Source organism: Klebsiella sp. P1954, from assembly GCF_018199955.1.
GTDB classification, from domain to species: Bacteria; Pseudomonadota; Gammaproteobacteria; order Enterobacterales; family Enterobacteriaceae; genus Klebsiella; species Klebsiella pneumoniae.
The window spans coordinates 2,605,867-2,622,192 of record NZ_CP073373.1 but is presented as its reverse complement, the minus strand read 5'-3'; the positions used below and the strand labels follow the sequence as shown (position 1 = coordinate 2,622,192).

The 16,326-nt window shown below is 55.9% G+C and carries 14 protein-coding genes; 10 read left to right on the top strand and 4 right to left on the bottom strand.

The genetic code is table 11. The features are described 5' to 3' along the window. The first annotated feature begins 374 nt into the window (after positions 1-374). Positions 375-1,724, top strand: coding sequence for an NCS2 family permease (locus KB890_RS12585; protein ID WP_002885079.1), 1,350 nt, complete (start codon positions 375-377; stop codon positions 1,722-1,724). A 147-nt stretch (positions 1,725-1,871) separates the two neighbouring features. Next, complete coding sequence (locus KB890_RS12580; RefSeq protein WP_002885082.1) at positions 1,872-3,518, top strand: Na+/H+ antiporter; 1,647 nt, start codon at positions 1,872-1,874, stop codon at positions 3,516-3,518. Between the two features lie 162 nt (positions 3,519-3,680). Here KB890_RS12580 and KB890_RS12575 read toward each other — a convergent pair whose 3' ends face one another. Then, positions 3,681-4,562: a LysR family transcriptional regulator gene (locus tag KB890_RS12575; protein WP_002885085.1), complete on the bottom strand. Its 882-nt coding sequence runs from the start codon at positions 4,560-4,562 to the stop codon at positions 3,681-3,683. 105 nt (positions 4,563-4,667) lie between these two features. On the opposite strand from KB890_RS12575, the gene KB890_RS12570 reads away from it, so the two are divergent. The 7 genes from KB890_RS12570 (at position 4,668) to KB890_RS12540 (ending at position 11,817) form a co-directional block, all read left to right on the top strand. Next, complete coding sequence (locus KB890_RS12570) at positions 4,668-5,075, top strand: CidA/LrgA family protein (protein ID WP_002885086.1); 408 nt, start codon at positions 4,668-4,670, stop codon at positions 5,073-5,075. After that, entirely contained in the window at positions 5,072-5,761 is a 690-nt protein-coding gene (locus tag KB890_RS12565) for an LrgB family protein (RefSeq protein WP_002885088.1), read from the top strand. Before KB890_RS12570 ends, KB890_RS12565 begins: the two co-directional genes overlap by 4 nt. A gap of 511 nt (positions 5,762-6,272) precedes the next feature. Further along, positions 6,273-6,830 carry a fimbrial protein gene (locus KB890_RS12560; RefSeq protein ID WP_004192602.1) on the top strand — a complete coding sequence of 186 codons (558 nt, stop codon included), beginning with the start codon at positions 6,273-6,275 and terminating at the stop codon, positions 6,828-6,830. A 60-nt stretch (positions 6,831-6,890) separates the two neighbouring features. Further along, positions 6,891-7,580 (top strand): fimbrial assembly chaperone, encoded by a 690-nt coding sequence (locus KB890_RS12555; RefSeq protein WP_019704726.1) that lies wholly within the window; start codon positions 6,891-6,893, stop codon positions 7,578-7,580. Further along, the gene (locus tag KB890_RS12550) at positions 7,534-10,113 is read left to right on the top strand and encodes a fimbria/pilus outer membrane usher protein (RefSeq protein WP_020324833.1); all 2,580 of its coding nucleotides are present in this window, start codon (positions 7,534-7,536) and stop codon (positions 10,111-10,113) included. Before KB890_RS12555 ends, KB890_RS12550 begins: the two co-directional genes overlap by 47 nt. A 35-nt stretch (positions 10,114-10,148) precedes the next feature. Next, positions 10,149-10,700, top strand: coding sequence for a fimbrial protein (locus KB890_RS12545; RefSeq protein WP_044816513.1), 552 nt, complete (start codon positions 10,149-10,151; stop codon positions 10,698-10,700). A gap of 19 nt (positions 10,701-10,719) precedes the next feature. Further along, positions 10,720-11,817: a type 1 fimbrial protein gene (locus tag KB890_RS12540; protein WP_020324840.1), complete on the top strand. Its 1,098-nt coding sequence runs from the start codon at positions 10,720-10,722 to the stop codon at positions 11,815-11,817. Between the two features lie 46 nt (positions 11,818-11,863). Here the strand turns inward: KB890_RS12540 and actP are convergent, their stop codons facing one another. The 3 genes from actP to acs all read right to left on the bottom strand — a co-directional run bounded on the left by actP (position 11,864) and on the right by acs (position 15,969). After that, on the bottom strand, positions 11,864-13,516 hold the full coding sequence (actP, locus tag KB890_RS12535) for a cation/acetate symporter ActP (protein ID WP_024623073.1): 1,653 nt from the start codon (positions 13,514-13,516) through the stop codon (positions 11,864-11,866). Continuing rightward, positions 13,516-13,827 carry a DUF485 domain-containing protein gene (locus KB890_RS12530; RefSeq protein ID WP_004177812.1) on the bottom strand — a complete coding sequence of 104 codons (312 nt, stop codon included), beginning with the start codon at positions 13,825-13,827 and terminating at the stop codon, positions 13,516-13,518. The genes actP and KB890_RS12530 overlap by 1 nt, the downstream gene beginning before the upstream one ends. Before the next feature lie 183 nt (positions 13,828-14,010). Then, complete coding sequence (gene acs, locus KB890_RS12525; protein WP_002885145.1) at positions 14,011-15,969, bottom strand: acetate--CoA ligase; 1,959 nt, start codon at positions 15,967-15,969, stop codon at positions 14,011-14,013. A gap of 100 nt (positions 15,970-16,069) precedes the next feature. Here acs and KB890_RS12520 point away from each other — a divergent pair, with 100 nt between their 5' ends. Continuing rightward, a complete protein-coding gene (locus KB890_RS12520) occupies positions 16,070-16,270 on the top strand; it encodes a hypothetical protein (protein WP_004226113.1) in 201 nt (66 codons plus the stop codon). Positions 16,271-16,326 lie beyond the last annotated feature (56 nt).

Below are 16,326 nucleotides of genomic sequence, written 5' to 3'. Positions count from 1 at the left end.
CGATGACGTCGATAAATGAAAGCAACTCACTAAAAAATTGTTAGCGGATTGCGCATGGACGATAACGTTTGCGCATCGGCTGGTCATTTTCTGTTCGTCATAAGCGAAATTTAGCGAAATACGATAAACATCGGTTGAAAAGGGTTATCTAAAGGCCGGATAATCGTTTGCCTTTCTGTTTCGCTCCCCCTTTTTTCTGCTGTCCGGGGGAGGCGATAAGGTTGACCACCGTAGTGTATGCGCGGAGTTAAACGTTTGCTTTTTTGCGGCCCCCCTGGCGCTGCGATTCGGTACATGGAGATCGCGTTTAACTGGCAGTGGACGGTCCACCACGCATATCAACGAACGATAAAAATTTTCAGGGGAAGTTTTCTATGTCTACGCCTTCAGCGCGTACCGGCGGCTCATTGGACGCCTGGTTTAAAATTTCGGCGCGCGGCAGCACCGTGCGTCAGGAGATTGTTGCAGGTCTTACTACCTTTCTGGCGATGGTGTACTCCGTCATCGTGGTGCCGGGCATGCTCGGTAAAGCGGGCTTCCCGCCGGCCGCGGTGTTTGTCTCGACCTGTCTGGTAGCGGGCGTTGGCTCGCTGGCGATGGGATTATGGGCGAATCTGCCGATGGCGATCGGTTGCGCTATCTCGTTGACCGCCTTCACCGCCTTCAGCCTGGTGCTGGGGCAGCAGATCAGTATTCCGGTAGCCCTCGGCGCAGTATTCCTGATGGGGGTCCTGTTTACGGTGATCTCGGCAACCGGCATCCGCAGCTGGATCTTGCGTAACCTGCCGCAGGGCGTGGCGCACGGTACCGGGATCGGCATTGGCCTGTTCCTGCTGCTGATCGCCGCCAACGGCGTTGGTCTGGTGATCAAAAACCCGCTGGACGGTTTGCCGGTGGCGTTGGGCAACTTTGACAGTTTCCCGGTGGTGATGTCGCTGATTGGCCTCGCGGTGATCATTGGTCTGGAAAAAATGAAGGTGCCGGGCGGCATTCTGCTGACCATTATCGGCGTGTCGATTGTCGGCCTGATTTTCGATCCCAACGTCCATTTCTCCGGCATTTTCGCTATGCCATCCCTGAGCGATGGCCAGGGTAATTCCTTGATCGGCAGCCTGGATATCGTCGGCGCGCTCAACCCGGTCGTGCTGCCAAGCGTGCTGGCGCTGGTGATGACGGCGGTCTTTGACGCCACCGGCACCATCCGCGCGGTGGCTGGCCAGGCGAACCTGCTGGATAAGGACGGACAGATCATCAACGGCGGTAAAGCGCTGACCACCGACTCCCTGAGCAGCGTCTTCTCCGGTTTAGTCGGGGCGGCGCCGGCGGCGGTTTATATCGAATCGGCGGCGGGTACCGCGGCCGGTGGTAAAACCGGTCTGACCGCGGTGACGGTCGGTGTCCTGTTCCTGCTGATCCTGTTCCTCTCCCCGCTCTCTTATCTGGTGCCGGCCTACGCGACCGCGCCGGCGCTGATGTACGTTGGCCTGCTGATGCTGAGCAACGTGGCGAAAATCGATTTCAATGACTTTGTTGACGCGATGGCTGGCCTGATCACCGCGGTGTTTATCGTGCTGACCTGTAACATCGTGACGGGCATCATGATCGGTTTCGCGACCCTGGTTATTGGCCGTCTGGTCTCCGGCGAGTGGCGCAAACTGAACCTCGGCACGGTGATTATCGCTGTGGCGCTGGTGGTGTTCTACGCCGGCGGCTGGGCGATTTAAACCCTTCGTGCTCCTCACGGGCGGCTCAGGCCGCCCGTTTTATTTTTAAGCCACATCCTGTTTCCATTTGCGTTAATCTGGGTAGCGTATGATTCACAGGCACGACGCCTTACAGGTATAAAAGAAAACGCAGCAAACAGGGAACACATGGAAATATTCTTTACCATCCTCATCATGACCCTTGTGGTCTCACTCTCCGGGGTAGTGACGCGCGTACTGCCCTTTCAGGTTCCACTTCCACTGATGCAAATCGCCATTGGCGCGCTTCTGGCGTGGCCGACCTTTGGTTTGCACGTTGAATTTGATCCAGAGCTGTTTCTGGTACTGTTTATCCCGCCGCTGCTATTCGCCGACGGCTGGAAAACGCCAACCCGCGAATTTATTGAACACGGGCGCGAGATCCTCGGCCTGGCGCTAGCGCTGGTGGTCGTGACGGTGGTCGGCATCGGCTTTCTGATCTACTGGATTGTGCCGGGCATTCCGCTGATCCCGGCGTTCGCGCTGGCGGCCGTGCTGTCGCCGACCGACGCCGTGGCGCTTTCGGGCATCGTTGGGGAAGGGCGGATACCGAAGAAAATCATGGGCATTCTGCAGGGGGAGGCGCTAATGAACGACGCCTCCGGCCTGGTCTCGCTCAAGTTTGCCGTCGCGGTGGCGATGGGCACCATGGTCTTTACCGTTGGCGGCGCCACCGTAGAATTTCTGAAGGTGGCGATTGGCGGCGTGCTGGCCGGGTTTGTGGTGAGCTGGTCGTATGGCCGCTCGATGCGCTTCCTCAGCCGCTGGGGCGGGGATGAACCCGCCACGCAGATTGTCCTGCTGTTCCTGCTGCCGTTTGCCTCCTATCTGATTGCCGAACATATCGGTGTCTCCGGCATCCTGGCGGCGGTAGCGGCGGGGATGACCATCACCCGTTCCGGCGTGATGCGCACCGCGCCCTTGGCCATGCGCCTGCGCGCCAACAGCACCTGGGCAATGTTGGAGTTTGTCTTCAACGGCATGGTCTTCCTGTTGTTGGGCCTGCAACTGCCGGATATCCTCTCCAGTTCGCTGGTGGCGGCGGAGGCCGACCCCAACGTTGAGACCTGGATGCTGTTTACTGACATTATCCTGATCTATGCCGCGCTGATGCTGGTGCGTTTTGGCTGGCTGTGGTCGATGCGTAAGCTCAGTCAGCGCTTCCTGAAGAAGAAGCCGATGGAGTTTGGCTCCTGGACTACGCGCGAGCTGCTGATCTCCTCCGTTGCCGGGGTGCGCGGGGCGATTACCCTCGCCGGTGTGCTCTCCATTCCTCTGCTGCTGCCTGACGGGAATGTCTTTCCGGCGCGCTATGAGCTGATTTTCCTCGCCGCCGGGGTGATCCTGTTCTCGCTGTTCGTCGGGGTGATTGCGCTGCCGATCCTGCTACGTCACATTGAATCGAGCGATAATGTGCAGCAGCGGAAAGAGGAGCGTCTGGCGCGCGCGGCAACGGCTGACGTGGCGATTGTGGCGATCCAGAAGATGGAAGAGCGTCTGGCGGCGGATACCAAAGAGAATATCGATACCCAGCTGCTGACCGAAGTCAGTTCGCGGGTGATCGGTAACCTGCGCCGGCGCGCCGATGGGCGTAACGACGTGGAAACCTCTATGCTCGAAGAGAGTCTGGAACGCCGCTTCCGCCTGGCGGCGCTGCGCTCTGAGCGCGGCGAGCTGTATCATCTGCGCGCCACCCGGCAGATCAGTAACGAGACGCTGCAGAAGCTGCTCCACGATCTCGACCTGCTGGAAGCGCTGTTAATCGAAGATCAATAACCTGTAATCCGGATAGCGCGACGCTTATTCGGACTACTGGCGAGACTGCAGTAAATGTGTAGCCCCGGTAAGCGTTAGCGCGACCGGGGGAAACCCGGGCAGCGGCGCAAGCGCCTGACCCGGGCTACCCCTTCCCTTGCGGAACGCGTTGTCACCAGAGAATTATTCCAGCCAGAACGCTTTGCTGCACGTCAGCCAGGCTTCAGCGCTGCGCGACATATATACGCCTTCCCGCCAAATCATCCCCAGCTCCCAGCGCAGCTCGCTTTGCAACGGGATCCAGCAAAAATTCTGCCGGTCGAGACGCTGGCAAATCGGTTCCGGCAGGATCGCTACGCCAATGCCCGCCTGCACCATGGCGGCGAGAAAATCCCACTGGCCGCTGCGCACCGCGATACGTGGCTTCACGTCATGCTCGGCAAACAGCCGCATCAGCTGCTGGCTAAGGGCAAATTCCTCGTTGTAGATAACCAGCGGATGCGACGCCAGCTCGGCCGGCGAGAGCGAGGTTTTACCTTCCCACTCCGCGGTCCTTGGCGTCAGGACGCACAGCGGGTGATTGAACAACGGCAGAATGGTGAGGCTGCTATCCTCCTCGACAGGCAGGGCGGTCATCGCCATATCAAGTTCGCCATTGCTGACCGCCTGCTGGACCGTCAGGCCGCCAAACTCGGCGATCTTCAGCTCGACGCCCGGATAGCGCTGGCGGAAGCGACTGATCGGCTCGGCCATCAGCATCCCGACCATCGGCGGAATGCCAAGCCGCAGCACCCCTTTATGCAGGTGGTTGATATCGCTCAGCTCTGACTCCAGCTGGCTGAACTCGCCCAAGATCGCCTGGCCGCGTTCAAAAACGACGCGCCCGGTATCGGTGAGCAGTAGTTTGCGGCCGTCGCGGATCAACAGCGTGCAGTTCAGCTCATCTTCGAGATTCTTGAGCATCTTGCTGATGGTGGGCTGTGTGACAAACAGCTTTTCCGCCGCGCGAGTAAAACTCTGCTGACGAACCACTTCAACGAAATAGCGCAGCGTTCGGATATCCATAATTATTCCCTGAGACTATACCTGCGATGATTTTAATTCATTTCTGTCCGCTTCGGCGGCTCTCTATACTGCTCGCCTGACTTCTTTTTTTCAGGACTATCGCACATGGCCTTCGCGCCAGCTCGCGTTGCCCCCGCCGTGGCGCAACGACTTCAGATCCCGGTACAGGTACTTCTCTACGTCGGGTTATTCATCTTCGCACAATATCTGGTGAACAGGTGGCAGGTACCGCTGCCGGCTAACCTGGTCGGCATGGTGATGCTCCTGCTGCTGATCGTCTGCCGGGTGATACCGGTAAGCTGGGTGCGCGCCGGCGCCCGCTGGCTGCTGGCGGAGATGCTGCTGTTTTTCGTCCCGGCGGTGGTCGCGGTGGTGAACTACGCCCAGCTGTTGATGGTCGATGGTTGGCGGATATTTCTGGTGATTGCCTTAAGCACGCTGATGGTGCTCGGCGCCACCGCCTGGGTCGTTGACAAGGTCTATCGTTACGAAGTAGGCAGGTTAAAAAAATGAGCGATGCCGTGCTGAGTATCCTGTGCCTGGTGGCGACGCTGGTCCTCTATTACGCCAACAAAAAACTGTATCGACGTTTTCATAAACTCCCTCTGATGCCGCTGGTGTTCACGCCGATCCTGCTGGTGCTGATTCTGGTGGTAGGCCATATCTCTTATCAGAGCTATATGGGAGAGACCCACTGGCTGCTGTGGCTGCTGGGCCCGGCGACCATCGCCTTTGCCGTTCCGGTGTATGAAAATGTCGCGGTGATTAAACGCCACTGGATGTCGCTCAGCGCCGGGGTGGTGACGGCGGTAGTGGTGGCTGTCACCAGTTCCGTATGGCTGGCGCGCGGGTTTATGTTGTCTGATGAAATTCAGCGTAGCCTGGCGGTGCGCTCGGTGACCACGCCCTTTGCGCTGGCGGCGGCGAAACCGCTCGGCGGTCAACCCGATCTGGTGGCGCTGTTTGTGGTGATCACCGGCGTGTTTGGCATGGCGGTGGGAGATATGCTGTTTTTACGTCTTGCTATCCGGGAGGGGATGGCGAAAGGAGCCGGGTTCGGCGCGGCTTCCCATGGTGCGGGAACGGCGCGCTCGTATGAGCTGGGCCAGCAGGAGGGCGTGGTGGCCAGCCTGGTGATGATGCTGTCAGGCGTAGTGGTGGTGCTGGCTGCGCCGGTCGTCCGCTGGCTGCTGTTTTAACATTATCGCCAGAGTGAATGTTAATAAATATTGAGGAGAGGAATAGCTATCGGCTATTCCCTGTTTTTGTTATTGATGGATTTAACGGTTCATCATAAAAGATTAAGCCAATTCTTATATCAGCACTGACTTTGTAACTAAATGTTTCTCTGCATACCCGTATTTAATTATGGGGCAAATATTATATAAATATCCAATTATCTTTGCGAATTTTATTACTTCGTAACTCTTTGATTTTTTATGGTTTTGAATATACCCACGCATGCGTCGCGATGCTATGTCGCAAAAAATCAATTTTTACATTAATAATTGAGTTCTTACCTCATGCTAGTTATTATTTTTACGCGAGCTTGTATTATTGAATGGATTCAAATGCTGGTCGTTTATTTATGAATAATATTAATTGTCATAAACCATATGTCATGTAAATACATGCATGACGCCGCGCTGCTTGAATTTCATTCTCTAATATCGCTGCATAAAGCAATTGACGGACTGATTGTCGTTTATAATGGATATGGGAATAAATATGAAGATGAGTAAAAAATTTCTGGCGGGTGCCCTGATTTTCTCTGCCTGCAGCGCGCTGTCTACCGTTGCGCAGGCTGATAACACCATTACCTTTAATGGTATTGTTTCCGATACCACCTGTACGGCGACCATTGATGGCGGTGTAACGGCTATTGATATGGGCACCACCTCAGTGGCGGATCTGAAAGCGTATACCTTCGGCGCTGCCAAGAACTTCTCCTTTAGCTTAGCTGATTGCCCGACCGCGGAAGAAGGTGGCAACAGTATCGCCCGCGTCACTTTTGGCGGTGTTTCCGATACTGCGAACAGCGATTATTTTAAAAACCAGGCAACTGATGAGCCGGCAACCGGCGTCGCAGTGGCCCTTTTCGACGAAGCGGGCAATGTGATGAAGAATAACGAAGAGGGTTCTGATGTTGATATCTCTTCGGGTGCAGCAACCATTCCGTTCACCGTTAAAATGGTGAAATCGGGTGATGCCGATCCGACGAAAGGTACCGTTCAGACAACCGTGACTTATAACGTGACCTATCATTAATTCGGCTTCTTGTTGAATGGAGAAAGGGGAATCGCCTGCTATTCCCCTTAAATTAAACATATGAGATATCCTTTTTTTGCGATCGGTTTATTGCTGTCTTCTTCCTTCGCGCAGGCCAGCGTGGTCGTTGGCGGTACGCGTCTGGTTTTTGATGGTACGAAAAATAACGCTGTAATAACGGTTGAGAATAAAGATCAGAACAGCAATATCGTTCAGTCCTGGCTCTCGGTGATCGATGCCGCCTCACCTGCCAAAGACGCATTTATTATTACGCCGCCGCTGTTTCGTCTCAAAGCCGGGGAGAAAGGATTTGTCCGCGTAGTTCGATCAGGAAAGAAATTACCCGACGATCGCGAGTCGATGTTTTGGCTCAATATTAAAGGGATCCCGGCAACAGAGTATGTACCTGATAAAAATGTCGTACAGTTTGCGATTAATTCGAAAATAAAATTGATTTATCGACCCGCTGCGTTAAAAGGTAATACACCGGAAGCGTACGCTGAAAAATTACAGTGGGGGAAAGAGGGGACGTCGGTGACGGTAAAAAATAACTCACCGCTGTATATGAATTTCTCACAGGTTAGCCTTAACGGTAAAAATATTTCTGGCGCATGGTTTGCTGCCCCGTTTTCCACCTTAAAAATACCCGTGCAGAGTAGCCTGTCGGCGACAGGAAAAAAAGAGATCACATGGAGCGTGATTAATGATTATGGTATGTCAGGGAAGAAATATACCGCTATCATTCAGTAGCGTTGAGCTGCTATTTTCAACTAAAAGTATCTGCGTCGCTATTATTCTGTGCCTAAGTACTCTGCCCTCTCGCGCGGAGGCCGGCGAATATTTCAACCCAAATTTACTCGAAGTCGCTGAGAGTCCTGCGGCTTCGGTTGATCTATCCTATTTTTCGCAAGATGGCATACCGCCGGGCACCTATCACCTGGATGTTTACATCAACGATAAGTACGTCAGTTCAGACTCGCTGACTTTTCAGGAAATTAGCCATGACGCAGGCGCGACTGCTTCTCCCTGCCTGTCCGCGGAGTATCTGAATTCATGGTTGATTAATACCACCGCCTATCCGCAGTTGTTCGAGGCAGGGGAAACCTGCGCCCGGCTGTCGGCGATCCCCGGGATGACGTTCTCGGTATCTCTTGCCCAGCAGCGCATTGATTTTACCGTGCCGCAGGCCGCCATGCTGAATCGCCCCAGAGACTATATTCCCGAGAGCCAGTGGCAACAGGGGATCAATGCCGGTCTTCTCAACTATAGCGTCACCGGGCAGCGTAATGCGCCGCGGCATAACGGCGCCACTATCGACAGTCAGTTCGTCAGCCTGCAGCCTGGGCTGAATCTGGGACCATGGCGCCTGCGTAACTACAGCACCTATAGCCACAGCGATAACAACAGCCGCTGGGAGTCGGTTTACTCCTATCTTGCCCGCGATATTCACACCCTACGCAGCCAGCTGGTGGTCGGTAATACGTATACCTCTTCCGGCATTTTCGACAGTTTGAGTTTTACCGGTCTGCAGCTCAGTTCGGACAAAGAGATGCTGCCGGATAGCCTGCATGGCTTTGCGCCGACGATTCGAGGGATCGCGCGCACCACCGCGGAGGTCTCGGTTTATCAGAATGGTTACAGCATTTATAAAACCACCGTCGCTCCCGGCGCCTTTGAAATTAACGATCTGTACGCCACCGGCAGCGCCGGCGACCTGTACGTCAACATTAAAGAGTCTGACGGCAGCGAGCAAAACTTTGTGGTGCCTTTCGCGTCGCTGGCGATCCTGCAACGTGAGGGCCAGCTGGACTATGCGCTGAGCAGCGGCAGGACGCGATCGGGTAGCTCCGACGATAAAGAATATAACTTTATTCAGTCTTCCCTGGCCTATGGCGCCACCAGCAACATCACTTTTTATACTGGTTTCCAGCAGGCGGAAGATAAATACACCAACCTGTTGTTAGGCGCTGGCTTTAACCTCGGTACTATCGGTGCGCTGTCGTTTGATGGCTCTCAGTCGTGGGCCGACGTGAAAACCAGCGATACGGCCTCGTCAACCAGTAAAGAGCAAGGGCAATCGTATCGCGTCCGCTTCAGTAAAAGCTTTCTGCAGACGGGCACCAGCTTTTCCGTGGCCGGTTATCGCTACTCCACCTCGGGATATTATTCGTTTCAGGACTTTGTCGATAACTCTTCCACACAGCGCGACTGCTGTACGCAGAGCGGCAGAACGAAAGGCCGGTTTGACGCATCGCTGTCGCAGACGCTGTTTGGCTATGGTTCGCTCTCGCTTTCGTTGGTCAATGAGACCTACTGGGACAGCTCGCGTATGGAATCGGTGGGCGTGGGTTATAGCGGGTCGATTGGCAAGGCCTCCTACTTTATTAACTATTCCTATAACCGCAATGTGCAAAGCACCGATGACAGCGACAATAACCGGCCGGCCAGCGATACCGTCATCTCCCTGACGTTAAGTATTCCGCTTGGTGAGACGCTTTCGGCAAATTACACCATGAACCATGGTCGACATAACGATACCACGCACAGCGTGGGGCTCAACGGCTCGGCGTTTGAGGATCGTTCCCTGAACTGGAGCGTACTGGAAGGGTACAACACGCAGGATAAAAGCACCTCCGGCAACCTCAGCGTCAACTACCAGGGCTCGAAAGGGGATGTAGCTGGCGGCTATGGCTACGACCGCTACAGCAATCACTACAACTATTCGCTGCGCGGGGGCATGGTCGCCCATGCGGGCGGACTCACGCTATCACGCTTTCTGGGCGAGAGTTCTGCGCTGGTCGAAACGCCTGGCGTCAGCGATGTGACAGTGCGCGGTCAGACAAACGTGACGACGGATGCCGCCGGATATGCGGTGGTGCCTTACGTCCGTCCGTACCATCGTAACAGCTTGGCGCTGGATGAACAGGAAATACCTGGCGCTGAAGTGGATAACGTCGCCAGAACGGTGGTTCCGACGCGCAATGCGATCGTCAAAGTGAAGTACGACACGCGAATTGGCTATAAGGCGATGCTCACCCTGCGTACCCGCAATGGCGTGGTGCCTTTCGGCGCGCTGGTGACCCTCGATAATGATCACGGTAGCGCGTCGCGCAGCAATATCGTTGGCGATGAGGGGCAGGTGTATCTAACGGGGCTGCAGAAAAAAGGCCAGCTGTTAGCGCGCTGGGGGGAGAAAAGCAGTGAGCAGTGCACCGTTCATTATGACTTCTCCGGCATGGCCCTTGGCGACGATATTCTGTTCTATCAGGCCGAATGTCGGTAATGGATGCAGGTTTTCAACATGGAAGAGGGGCTGATATGAATATGCGAGACGGCAGCACAAGGGGCCTCCTGGTGGCCAGCCTTTTGCTGCTCTCCCTTCCGGCGCTGGCTTATGAGGGCAGCAGCACGGTCAATTTTAACGTCACGGGCACCATCGAAGCGCCTTCCTGTGAGGTGGCCGTGGAGCCGTCGAACAGTATCGATTTAGGCACCGTCTCCTCGCAGACGTTCTCCGGACATGCCGGGGCGAGCGGCGCCAGCGTGCCGGTTAAGCTGGTCTTTTCCAGCTGTTCCGCCGATGCGTCGGCGGTGACCATCGCGTTTAGCGGCACCAGCTTCGATAGCACCCACGCTTCAATCTATAAAAACTTCCAGACTGGCAGCAGCGGTGCCAGCGGCGTCGGTTTGCAGCTGCAGAGCATGGCCGACCAGCAGCCCCTTGGCCCCGGCGACCAGTATCTCTATACCTTTGGGGACGATGCGGATATCCATACCTTTAATATGGTGGCACGTATGTATTCGCCCTATGGCCAGGCGAACCCCGGCATCGTCGGGTTTACCGCCACGTTTGATGTGGTCTACAAATAATATTTCGACAGGGATGAGTATGAAAAAACTGATCTTCTTATGCATGCTGGTACTGTGCCCCCTCTATAGCTGGGCGACCTGCAGCGGAACTAACTCTGGCGATGTCTCAATGACCAACCTGCCGGAAAAGATCCTGGTCAACGCCGGGAGCTATACCGCCGGCACCGTGCTGTATGACTCGGGAAAAATTACCCGCGCGCAAACAGCATTTACCAACTGTCAGGGCAACGTCTATGCGGTATTTGCCTGGTCCTCGAACAATGCCGGGGCGCTGATAGGGGATAATATCTATGCCACCTCGGTGCAGGGGATTGGCCTCCGCGTCAAGGTGTGGCTCAATATCAGCGGTGAATATGAAGGTGATACTGATGATTTCAGCCCCGACTCGCAGGTACATTATATCGGGGATGTGAACTATTACCTCGGTAAGCCTACCGGTCTGTTTGATTATTATGCCTCGACCCATTATACCCCGGCATATCAGCTGCAGCTGGTGGCCACCGGCGGCGCTATTGCCAGCAACAGTCAATTATCGTTCAGCGATCCGGTGGCCACGGTATCGGCAAAAGATAATGGCGGGACAATCTCCATTTCCCGGCTGCACATTAGCGGCACCACCAGCATCCAGATGATCCCGATGGGATGCATCGTTAGTAGCAATAATCTCAGTTTTTCCATGGGCAGCATCAATGCCAGCGAGTTTAACACGGCGACGAAAGTGGGGTCAGCACGCCAGTCTTTGACTCTCTCCTGCGAACCGGGGACCAACGTCTCAATGCGAGTGGCGGCGGCGCAAGCGAGTGGGGATAATCCTGGCAACACGGTGATGGCCTTAACGGCAGGGGAGAATGTCGCTACCGGGGTGGGGGTTCAGTTGAATATGGATGGCGAAGCGCTGCCGTTAAATACCGATATCAGCCTCTATACTTCGAGCCGCGCGACGGTGACCAACAGCGGCGCGGATGCCAGCTACAGCTATTTCACCAACCCCGACAGCCCCGGAGGCGCAGCGGCCATGCAGACGCTCGCCTTATCCACTAACTATTACAGGACGGGGAGCGCGGTGACCGCGGGGACAGCCAACGCCACCGGGGTGATCACCTTTACTTATAACTGAGGGGAGAATCCCTTCCCTGAACGATGCCGGGGAAGGGAGAGGACGATTAATGCGCCTGGCCGCGTTCGATACCGATCCCGGTTTGTGAACGGATAAACTGGGCGCGGAACTGCTCGCGCTCGCGCATCCCTTCCGGTGAGTTATCGGTGGCGGAGAAGACCCAGATGCCAATGAACGCGATGGCAATGGAGAACAGCGCCGGATATTCATACGGGAACAGCGCTTTCTCATGGCCGAGGATCTGCACCCAAATGGTAGGACCGAGGATCATCAGAATGACCGCAGTCAGCAGGCCCAGCCAGCCGCCGACCATCGCGCCGCGGGTGGTCAGCTTCGACCAGTACATCGACAGCAGAATAATCGGGAAGTTACAGCTGGCGGCGATGGAGAAGGCCAGGCCGACCATGAAAGCAATGTTCTGATTTTCAAACAGAATACCCAGCAGAATGGCCACCACCCCAAGGATCAGCACGGTGATCTTGGAGACCTTCAGCTCCTGACGCTCGGTCGCGCCCTTGCGGAAGACGTTGGCGTACAGGTCGTGCGACACCGCTGACGCGCCGGCGAGGGTCAGGCCCGCCACCACCGCCAGGATAGTGGCGAAGGCTACCGCAGAGATAAACCCGAGGAACAGGTTGCCGCCAACCGCATCCGCCAGGTGCACCGCCGCCATGTTATTGCCGCCGATAAGCTGTCCGGCCGCGTCTTTAAACGCCGGGTTCGCGCCGACCAGCATGATGGCGCCGAAGCCGATGATAAAGGTCAGGATATAGAAATAGCCCATAAAACCGGTGGCGTAGAAGACGCTTTTACGTGCTTCTTTGGCGTCGCTCACGGTAAAGAAGCGCATCAGAATATGCGGCAGGCCAGCGGTACCGAACATCAGACCCAGACCCAGAGAGAGCGCCGATATCGGATCTTTCACCAGTCCGCCGGGACTCATAATCGCCGCCCCTTTCGGGTGGACCGCCATCGCCTCGGTAAACAGGTTATTGAAGCTGAAGCCGACGTGCTTCATGACCATAAAGGCCATAAAACTGGCGCCGCACAGCAGCAGAACCGCTTTAATAATCTGCACCCAGGTAGTCGCCAGCATGCCGCCGAACAGGACATAGAGCACCATCAGCACGCCAACCAGCACTACGGCGACATGGTAATTAAGGCCGAACAGCAGCTGGATCAGCTTGCCGGCGCCCACCATCTGGGCAATCAGATACAGGGCCACCACCACCAGCGAACCGCAGGCGGAGAGGGTACGGATCGGCCCCTGCTTCAGGCGGTAAGAGGCGACGTCGGCAAAAGTATAGCGGCCAAGATTGCGCAGACGTTCAGCAATTAGAAACAGGATAATCGGCCAGCCGACGAGAAAGCCCAGCGAGTAGATCAGCCCATCGTAGCCGGAGGTATACACCAGCGCGGAGATACCGAGGAACGACGCCGCTGACATAAAGTCGCCGGCAATCGCCAGCCCGTTCTGGAAGCCGGTAATATTGCCGCCGGCGGTGTAGTAATCGCTGCGCGAACGCACCCGTTTTGAGGCCCAGTAGGTGATGTACAGCGTCAGGGCAACGAAAATCAGGAACATGACAATCGCCTGCCAGTTGGTCGGCTGGCGCTGTACCGCGCCGGTAATAGCGTCTGCGGCGTGAGCGCCGAGGGGCAGCAGCGTGGCGGCGAGCGCCGTCAGGACTCTCTTGATCATGCTTTTACCTCGTTGAGAACGCTTTTGGTCAAACGGTCGAATTCACCGTTAGCTCGCCAGACATAAATACCGGTCAGGATAAACGAAATGACGATCACGCCAATGCCGAGCGGGATCCCGCGGGTGACGCTGGTTCCGGCGTGCAGCGGGGTGCCGAGCCAGCCGGGTGCAAAGGCGATAAGCAAAATAAAGCCCACGTAGATCACTAACATAATCACTGACAGAATGGCGGCAAACCGTTGCCGTGATGCAACTAACTCCCTGAAATGCGCACTATTTTCTATCCGCTGACAAAGTTGTTCATTCATCTTAGCGTCTCCAGAGGTCTCCCTTTCGTCATCCACTCGGCGGACGCTGGCGACAGCAACCCCTCCGGCGACGGAGCCGGGACAGGTTTTGCTGACGGCGTTCCTGCGAGTGAAATCCTGGGGGAGGGACTTATTTTTATCCTCTCCCCGGAAGGGGAGAGGGTGTAGGGAATCGGTCCTTACTTACGATGGCATGGTAATGGCCTGCTTCTCTTCGAGCAGTTTTTCCACGACGCCAGGATCGGCGAGGGTCGAGGTATCGCCGAGGTTGCTGGTGTCGCCTGCGGCAATCTTACGCAGAATGCGGCGCATGATTTTGCCCGAGCGGGTTTTCGGCAGCGAATCGGTCCAGTGCAGCACATCCGGCGTCGCCAGCGGACCGATCTCTTTGCGTACCCAGTTACGCACTTCGGCATACAACTCCGGCGTCGGTTCTTCGCCGTGATTGAGCGTCACGTAGGCATAGATGGCCTGGCCTTTGATGTTATGCGGGATCCCCACCACCGCCGCTTCGGCGATTTTTGGGTGCGACACCAGCGCCGATTCGATCTCGGCGGTCCCCAGACGGTGTCCGGAGACGTTCAGGACGTCATCCACCCGGCCGGTGATCCAGTAATAGCCATCTTCATCACGACGCGCGCCGTCGCCGCTAAAGTACATATTTTTGAAGGTGGAGAAGTAGGTTTGCTCAAAGCGCTCATGGTCGCCGAACAGGGTACGCGCCTGGCCGGGCCAGGAGTCGGCGATGGCGAGGTTGCCCTCGGTGGCGCCATCCAGCGGCAGGCCTTCGTTATCCACCAGCACCGGCTGGACGCCGAAGAACGGACGCGTCGCGGAGCCGGCCTTCAGCTCAATCGCGCCCGGCAGCGGAGTGATCATAAAGCCGCCGGTTTCGGTCTGCCACCAGGTGTCCATCACCGGGCACTTCTCGTTACCGATCTTCTTCCAGTACCACTCCCAGGCTTCCGGGTTAATCGGTTCGCCGACCGAGCCAAGAATGCGCAGCGAGGAGCGGTCTGTGCCTTCGATAGCTTTGTCGCCTTCCGCCATCAGGGCGCGAATAGCCGTCGGGGCGGTATAGAGAATGCTGACCTTATGCTTATCGACGACCTGGCACATGCGCGCCGGCGTAGGCCAGTTCGGCACCCCTTCGAACATCAGGGTGGTGGCGCCGCAGGCCAGTGGGCCGTACAGCAGATAGCTATGGCCGGTGACCCAGCCCACGTCGGCGGTGCACCAATAAATATCGCCCGGATGGTAGTCGAAAACGTATTTAAAGGTGGTGGCCGCATAGACCAGATAGCCGCCGGTGGTGTGCAGCACCCCTTTCGGTTTACCGGTGGAGCCGGAGGTATAGAGGATGAACAGCGGATCTTCGGCGTTCATTTCGACGGGCCGGTGTTCGGCGCTGGCGTTTGCAATCAGGTCGCTCCACCACAGATCGCGGCCTTCCTGCCAGTCGATATTGCCGCCGGTGCGTTTCAGGACCACCACGTGCTCAATGCTTTTCACGTTCGGGTTTTTCAGCGCGTCATCGACGTTTTTCTTCAGCGGGATGGCGCGACCGGCGCGCAGCCCTTCGTCAGCGGTGATCACCAGGCGTGAGCTGGAGTCGATAATGCGTCCGGCCACCGCCTCCGGCGAGAAGCCGCCGAAAATGACCGAGTGGATTGCCCCGATGCGGGCGCAGGCCAGCATCGCCACCGCGGCTTCCGGCACCATCGGCATATAGATAGCAACCACGTCGCCTTTTTTAATCCCGAGGTCGAGCAGCACATTGGCGAAACGGCACACGTCGGCATGCAGTTCACGGTAGGTGATGTGCTTGCTTTGGCTGGCGTCGTCGCCTTCCCAGATGATGGCGGTTTGATCGCCGCGTTCGGCGAGGTGGCGGTCGAGACAGTTAGCGGCGAGGTTCAGGGTGCCATCTTCATACCATTTGATGGAAATATTACCCGGTGCGAAGGAGGTGTTCTTTACACGGGTATAGGGCCGCATCCAGTCAAGGATCTTGCCCTGCTCGCCCCAAAATGTATCAGGGTCGGTTATGGATTGTTGGTACTGCGCCTTGTACTGATCCGGGTTAATCAGGCAACGTTCCGCAATATTAGCGGGAATAGGGTGTTTGTGAATTTGGCTCATGGCTTTTTTTCTCCTTTGAACTTGTTAAATATATGTCAAACAAACGTTAAGAGTAGGGGTTTTGACAGCTTTGTTTGTTAATTGGGGGGCAGATCACGCAATGATTAAACTGGGTGAAATTTCATCAAATGAAACTTTGAAGCGAAATAATTACGCAAATGAATTTATAGAAACGGAAGCTGTGAAAATTTTTTTATTACAAATACTTATGCAATATAACTGGGGGAAATTCGCTGCTTTATGCATAAAAGCAGAGGAAAGCCCTGTTCTTAAAGGCTTGCGCAGCATGCCGTGCAAATGATACTGATATTGCGCGTTAAATAACCCCACAAAGCAACGCAACACAATTCATACCCC

What these genes read in the sequence shown, in the direction of transcription:
- KB890_RS12565 (WP_002885088.1), top strand. Translation starts at nt 5,072, where the DNA reads ATGAGCGATGCCGTGCTGAGTATCCTGTGCCTGGTGGCGACGCTGGTC.
- KB890_RS12570 (WP_002885086.1), top strand. Translation starts at nt 4,668, where the DNA reads ATGGCCTTCGCGCCAGCTCGCGTTGCCCCCGCCGTGGCGCAACGACTT.
- KB890_RS12550 (WP_020324833.1), top strand. Translation starts at nt 7,534, where the DNA reads ATGATTATGGTATGTCAGGGAAGAAATATACCGCTATCATTCAGTAGC.
- KB890_RS12585 (WP_002885079.1), top strand. Translation starts at nt 375, where the DNA reads ATGTCTACGCCTTCAGCGCGTACCGGCGGCTCATTGGACGCCTGGTTT.
- KB890_RS12530 (WP_004177812.1), bottom strand. Translation starts at nt 13,827, where the DNA reads ATGAATGAACAACTTTGTCAGCGGATAGAAAATAGTGCGCATTTCAGG.
- KB890_RS12575 (WP_002885085.1), bottom strand. Translation starts at nt 4,562, where the DNA reads ATGGATATCCGAACGCTGCGCTATTTCGTTGAAGTGGTTCGTCAGCAG.
- KB890_RS12520 (WP_004226113.1), top strand. Translation starts at nt 16,070, where the DNA reads ATGATTAAACTGGGTGAAATTTCATCAAATGAAACTTTGAAGCGAAAT.
- KB890_RS12545 (WP_044816513.1), top strand. Translation starts at nt 10,149, where the DNA reads ATGAATATGCGAGACGGCAGCACAAGGGGCCTCCTGGTGGCCAGCCTT.
- KB890_RS12580 (WP_002885082.1), top strand. Translation starts at nt 1,872, where the DNA reads ATGGAAATATTCTTTACCATCCTCATCATGACCCTTGTGGTCTCACTC.
- KB890_RS12555 (WP_019704726.1), top strand. Translation starts at nt 6,891, where the DNA reads ATGAGATATCCTTTTTTTGCGATCGGTTTATTGCTGTCTTCTTCCTTC.
- acs (WP_002885145.1), bottom strand. Translation starts at nt 15,969, where the DNA reads ATGAGCCAAATTCACAAACACCCTATTCCCGCTAATATTGCGGAACGT.
- KB890_RS12560 (WP_004192602.1), top strand. Translation starts at nt 6,273, where the DNA reads ATGGATATGGGAATAAATATGAAGATGAGTAAAAAATTTCTGGCGGGT.
- KB890_RS12540 (WP_020324840.1), top strand. Translation starts at nt 10,720, where the DNA reads ATGAAAAAACTGATCTTCTTATGCATGCTGGTACTGTGCCCCCTCTAT.